This window comes from Streptomyces silaceus (assembly GCF_001419745.1).
Classification (GTDB): Bacteria; Actinomycetota; Actinomycetes; order Streptomycetales; family Streptomycetaceae; genus Streptomyces; species Streptomyces silaceus.
Genome location: NZ_LIRJ01000388.1, coordinates 1 through 5,595, shown reverse-complemented (window position 1 = coordinate 5,595; position 5,595 = coordinate 1). Strand labels below are relative to the sequence as shown.

The following is a 5,595-nucleotide window of genomic DNA, read 5'->3' as shown; positions in this document are numbered from 1 at the left end:
GCCCCACCCCATGGTCCTCGGGGGCTCACTCGCGTGGCCCTCGGCAAGGCGACCCCCCGAGGGGTGGGGGTCAGGATGAGGGCATGGCCTCTCACCTGCGAAAGCGTCGTACGGCCGTCATCGCGGCGCTCACCACGGCCCTTCTGGCCCCCATATCCGCGACCGCCGCCGACGCCGGCAGCCGGCAGGGCGCAGCCCTCTGCACGGCAGGCCGTGACCGTTCCCTCGCCGCCCGTATGTCACAGGACATCAGGGCGGCGCTGTCGTCCCGGCGGGGCAGCGTCTCCGTCTCCGTGCACGACACCCGCACCGGACTCGTCTGCAACCTCGCGAGCCGGCGCCGCTACGACGCGGCGAGCATCACCAAGGTCCTGATGATGGAGGCCGCGCTGCGCCGCGCGCAGGACCGGCGCCGTGACCTCACCGAGCGGGAGCGCCGCCGGATCCGCCCCATGATCACCGCTTCGGACAACAACGCGGCCTGGCGGCTGTGGAACGACCTCGGTCACGCCTACCTCTCCCGCTTCCTGCGCCGCGTCGGCACCACCGCCACCACACTTGGCTCGTCCCGTCTCTGGGGCCTGACCCGCACCACGTCGGGCGACCAGCTGCGGCTGCTCGGCGTGCTGACGGGAGCCCGTGACACCCTCAGGCCGAGCGCGCGTGCGTACGGGCTGAAGCAGATGGCCGAGGTGCGGCGCGACCAGCGCTGGGGGGTGCCCGCGGGGATGCCGCGCGGCTTCCGCGCCCACCTCAAGAACGGCTGGCTGCCGAGGGCGACGAACGGCTGGCGCGTGCACAGCATGGGCGCGTTCACCGGTTCCGGACGTACGTACCGCATCGTCGTCCTGACCCACGGCAACCCGTCGATGGCATATGGCGTGCGTACCGTGGAACGCGTCGCACAGGCCGTGCACCGCGGCCTGAACAAGGGCCGTGCCATCGCCCAGGGCCTGACTCCGGAGAGCCAGATCAGCGAGGTCCCGGACGGTTCGGCGCCGCCGGAGTGGGAGTGCGAGGAGCCCACGCCGTAGGGGCCGGGTCTCAGGGTCTCGTAACAGCCCTGTCGCGGCGTCACGGCCAACCGGTAAAAACCGGGCACGAACGGGTGCCTGGGCGCCTGTAGTTGTCGTAGTGTCGCCTGAGTCGACCCACTCCGAGCACGCGCGTGCGAGGGCAAGCGTGTGCGTCCAGGACAGGGTGTACGGACGTGGGGGCGGCGCACAACAGTCGTCAAAGGGGAGGGGTGGCTCGGTCATGGCGCCGGTTATGGGCAGGCGGCTGCGCAGAGGAGCGGTGACCACCGCGGTGGCCGCGGCGGCGGTGGCGGCGCTCGCCGCGTCGCAGGCCCCGGGAGTGGCCAGCCCGCCACGCGACGAGCGGGCCGCGGGCTCCTCGGACAGCACTCCGCCGCCCGGCGGGGACTCCGCGACGGGCAACTCCCCCTACTTCACGGACCTGCCGCCCCTGCAGAGCCCCGTCCCGCCGACCGGCGCCCCGCCGGGCGGCGGTGACAAGGAGGCCGAGGCGGGCCTGCCGGCCACCGTCCTGGACGCGTACAAGAAGGCCGAGAGCGCGCTCGCCACCGACCAGCCCGGCTGCAACCTCCCCTGGGAACTGCTCGCGGCCATCGGCAAGGTCGAGTCGGGCCAGGCCCGCGGCGGCCGTGTCGACGCGAACGGCACGACGCTCACGCCGATCCTCGGCCCGGTCCTGAACGGCAAGGGCTTCGCGAAGATCACCGACACCGACGGCGGCGCGTACGACGGCGACACGACGCACGACCGCGCGGTCGGCCCCATGCAGTTCATCCCCTCGACGTGGGAGACCTGGGGCCAGGACGGCAACGGCGACGGCAAGAAGGACCCGAACAACATCTACGACGCGGCGCTCGCCGCGGGCCGCTATCTGTGCGCGGGCGGCCGCGACCTGTCCGTCGAGGCCGACCTGCACAAGGCGATCCTCAGCTACAACCGCTCCACGGAGTACCTGAACACGGTCCTGTCGTGGCTGGAGTACTACCGCAAGGGCACGCACGAGGTGCCGGACGGCAAGGGCGTCCTGCCGGACGACCGCAGCGACAGCCGGTACCCGGGCATCACCCCGAACCCGACGCCCGACACCCCCCGCTCGCCCTCGCACAAGCCGGACAAGCCCGGTGCCGGCAAGCCCGGCTCGGGCAAGCCTGGTTCCGGCAAGCCGGACAAGCCGGGCAGGCCGGGTGACGGCGGTGGCACCACCAAGCCGAAGCCGCCGGGCGACGGCGGCACCGAGACCCCCTCGCCGGCCGAGCGCGTGGACGCGCTGGCGAACGCCGGGACGGGCGACCTCGTCGCGAAGACGGGCGACGCCTTCACCGAACGCGTCGCGGTGCGCGCGCTGACCAAGTCGGGTGCGTACGTACCCAAGGCCAAGATCAAGTTCACTGTCGTCGGCGACACGGACGCCCGCTTCGACGGGGGCGCGAGGAGCGCCACCGTCACCACGGGCGTCTGGGGCAAGGCCACCGCCCCCGAGCTCCAGGCGGGCGAGAAGGCGGGCAAGTTCACCGTCCGCGCCACGGTCGTGGGCGGCTCGGCGACCGGCGTCCACTTCGAGGCCGAGGTCACCGCCCGCCAGGCCGACGCGCTCGCCAGGACCAGCGACAAGGCGCTGGTCTGCGAGACGGGCAAGGAGTTCGCCGACCAGGTCGAGGTGAAGGCGACCTACAAGGGCGAGGCGGCCGGCGGCGTCGCGGCCACCGCCACCCTGGTCAAGTCGGCCACCGACGCGACGGTCAACGACAAGGGGCCCTACTTCAAGGACGCGGACGGCAAGCCGGTCCGCACCCTCAAGGGCCTGAAGACCGGCGCCAACGGCGTGCTGAAGCTCCCGAAGCTGTACGCGGACGACGCGGAGGGCACGTACCTGCTGCGGATCGCCACGGCCGGCGGCGGCACCCTGACCGTCGAGCTGAAGGTGACCGCGCCGGAGCCCGACGCGACGCCGTCGCCGACGGAGTCGGAGAGCGCCTCGCCCAGCGCCTCCCCGAGCGCGTCGCCCAGCGCCTGACCGGGCGGCCGCCCGGCCGCCGCACGACCTCGGGGGACCGCCCCTTCGCCACCCGTGGCGAAGGGGCGGTCCGTGTTTGTGCAACGTGTTCTCATCTCGCCTCTCCGTTGCTACGGTGCCCGCCCTGACGCCCTATCAGTTCCGGCCGTACGTCGAATCGGGAGGCCCCGCATGCGCGCCCTCATCGCCGCCGCCACCGGCCTCGCGGTCGCGTTCGCCCTGGTCCTGACCATCACGGCGATCGGCGCCCCACCGGGCGAGACGTCCCCGAAACCGCTCCTCACCACCGTCCCCAAGCACCCGTAGACGTAGGGAGGGCCGCCGCGATGCGCCGCAAGGCCAGCCTCGTCCTGCTCGCCTTCGCCGTGTTCTTCACGGCCATGTCCCCGCTCATGCGCTGGTACGCCTTCCCGCGCCTCGCGAAGATCCCGCCGAGCCAGTACCAGGAGGCGGTCCTGGAGGCGAAGAACCCGACCCTCATCGACTACGGCTCCATGAAGGCCAAGAAGGTCGACAAGGTCACCATCGTGCAGACCCTCAAGGGCAACGTGGAGGCCTCCGAGAAGATCGAGAAGAGCGCGGACCGCGACGTCGTGGTCTGGGACGCCCTGTCCTACGTCCAGGACGCCGAGGGCAAGATGGTCTCCAAGGTCCCCGAGCGCTACATCTTCGACGCCCACAGCCAGGAACCCGTCCACGCCACCGGCGAGTCGGTCGACGGGGACCCGGTCAAGCGCCAGGGCATCGAGTTCAAGTGGCCCTTCCTGACCGAGAAGCGGGACTACGAGTACTTCGACGCGCAGGCCCGCATCACCCGGCCCATCCACTACAAGGGCACCCGCACCTTCCGCGGCGTCGAGGTCTACTACTTCGAGCAGACCATCCCCTGGACCAAGGTGCCCTTCCCCAAGACGATGCCCGTCAAGGGCATCACTCCGGAGTCCCTCGCCAAGACCGGCACCACCCGCTGGTACACCACCGTCCGCAAGTTCTGGGTCGACCCGACCACCGGAGCCCCCGTCTACGGCGAGGAGATCCAGAACAACGAACTGCGCGGCGGCACCCTCCTCGGCGGCCGCGACAAGGTCACCGTCTTCGCCGGGCACGTGAAGATGCGCGAGGACTACATCCGGCACACCGTCGACCTGGTCAAGTCCCAGCGCGTCCTGGTGCTCCTGCTGACCTCGTACCTGCCCTGGGGCTTCCTGGCCCTCGGCGTCCTCCTCCTCGCCCTCTCCCTGTGGCTCGAGGCCCGCGGGCGCAGGTCCGGCGAGCCCACGGAGAACACCGACCGCGACCCCGAACCCGAACCGGTCAACGCTTAGGCGCCGCCGCCCTGCCGGGCCTGCCGGGCCTTGGTGTGGCGGGTCGGCTCCGCCGTCGCCGGGTCCTCCGGCCACGGGTGCTTCGGGTATCGGCCGCGCAGATCGGCCCGGACCGCGCGGTAGCCGGCCCGCCAGAAGGAGGCCAGATCCGCGGTGACCGCCGCGGGACGCCCCGCCGGTGACAGCAGATGCACGAGCACCGGTACGCGCCCGTCCGCGATCCTCGGCGTCTCGGCGAGGCCGAACATCTCCTGCACCTTGACGGCGAGCACCGGCTGTTCGGGATCGGCGTAGTCGATCCGGATCCTGGACCCGCTCGGCACCTCCAGGCGCTCCGGCGCGAGCGCGTCGAGGCGGGTGGCCTCCCCGGTCGCCCACGGCAGGAGCCGCCCGAGCGCCTGCCCCGCGTCGACGCGCGCCAGATCGGCCCGGCGCCGCGCCTTCGACAACTCGGGCTCCAGCCACTCGTCCACGCGCGCGTGGAGGGCACGTTCCGATACGTCGGGCCAGGGCGCCCCCAGCTGCCGGTGCAGGAAAGCGAGCCGCTCCCGCAGCTCCCGCGCACCCCGCGACCACGTCAGCAGCCCCGTGCCCTCCTCCCGCAGCCCGGCCAGCAGCGCCTCCCGTACGAGCCCGGGATCGGGGTCCTTGAGCGGCCGCACCGTCAGCTCCACGGCCCCCAGGCGCTCCACGTGCCGTGCCACCAGGTCGCCGCCGGACCAGGCCACCTCGCCGCCCTCCGCGAGCAGCGGGGCCGCCGCGCTCCTGGCGGTGTCCTCGTCGATGTGCCCGGCCAGCAGCACGCGCGCGTGCCCTGCGCCCACCGGCCGGTCGGCCACGGCCACCGCGAGCCACCGCGCCCCGCCCAGCGCCGACCCCTGCCGGACCTCGGCCCGGGTCCCGCCGGCCATCAGATACGTACCGCCGCCCACGCTCCTGGCCACCCGCTCGGGAAACGCGAGCGCCGCCACCAGACCGGCGACCCGCTCGTCCCCGTCCGCGCCCGACGGCGGCGTCCCCCGGTCCTTCGGCGCCGACGACGCGAGACGCCCTGCCTCGGCCCGCCAGCGCGCCGCGTAACCGTCCCCGCCCTGCCGCGCGGACCGCCAGACCGACGCCAGCTCGTCCCCGTACTCACGCGGCGGCTCCTCGCTCAGGAGCGCCACCACCTCCGCCGCGCGGCGCGCGCCCACCAGCGGCGCCGCGTCCAGCAGGGCCC

General features: G+C 73.1%; 5 protein-coding genes. 4 read left to right on the top strand and 1 reads right to left on the bottom strand.

From position 1 onward, the window contains the following. Positions 1 to 83 precede the first annotated feature (83 nt). The 4 genes from AOK22_RS30925 to pgfA all read left to right on the top strand — a co-directional run bounded on the left by AOK22_RS30925 (position 84) and on the right by pgfA (position 4,376). The gene (locus tag AOK22_RS30925; protein ID WP_055702027.1) at positions 84 to 1,034 is read left to right on the top strand and encodes a serine hydrolase; all 951 of its coding nucleotides are present in this window, start codon (positions 84 to 86) and stop codon (positions 1,032 to 1,034) included. A gap of 223 nt (positions 1,035 to 1,257) precedes the next feature. Next, positions 1,258 to 3,051: a lytic transglycosylase domain-containing protein gene (locus AOK22_RS30920; protein ID WP_055702026.1), complete on the top strand. Its 1,794-nt coding sequence runs from the start codon at positions 1,258 to 1,260 to the stop codon at positions 3,049 to 3,051. Positions 3,052 to 3,222: 171 nt separating this feature from the next. Then, positions 3,223 to 3,357, top strand: coding sequence for an SPW_0924 family protein (locus AOK22_RS41090; RefSeq protein ID WP_107102075.1), 135 nt, complete (start codon positions 3,223 to 3,225; stop codon positions 3,355 to 3,357). Positions 3,358 to 3,377: 20 nt separating this feature from the next. Beyond that, complete coding sequence (pgfA, locus tag AOK22_RS30915) at positions 3,378 to 4,376, top strand: cell envelope lipid trafficking protein PgfA (RefSeq protein ID WP_055702025.1); 999 nt, start codon at positions 3,378 to 3,380, stop codon at positions 4,374 to 4,376. Here the strand turns inward: pgfA and AOK22_RS30910 are convergent. Continuing rightward, on the bottom strand, positions 4,373 to 5,595 hold a 1,223-nt coding region (locus AOK22_RS30910; protein ID WP_279617099.1), incomplete at its 5' end, for an ATP-dependent helicase C-terminal domain-containing protein. The genes pgfA and AOK22_RS30910 overlap by 4 nt on opposite strands.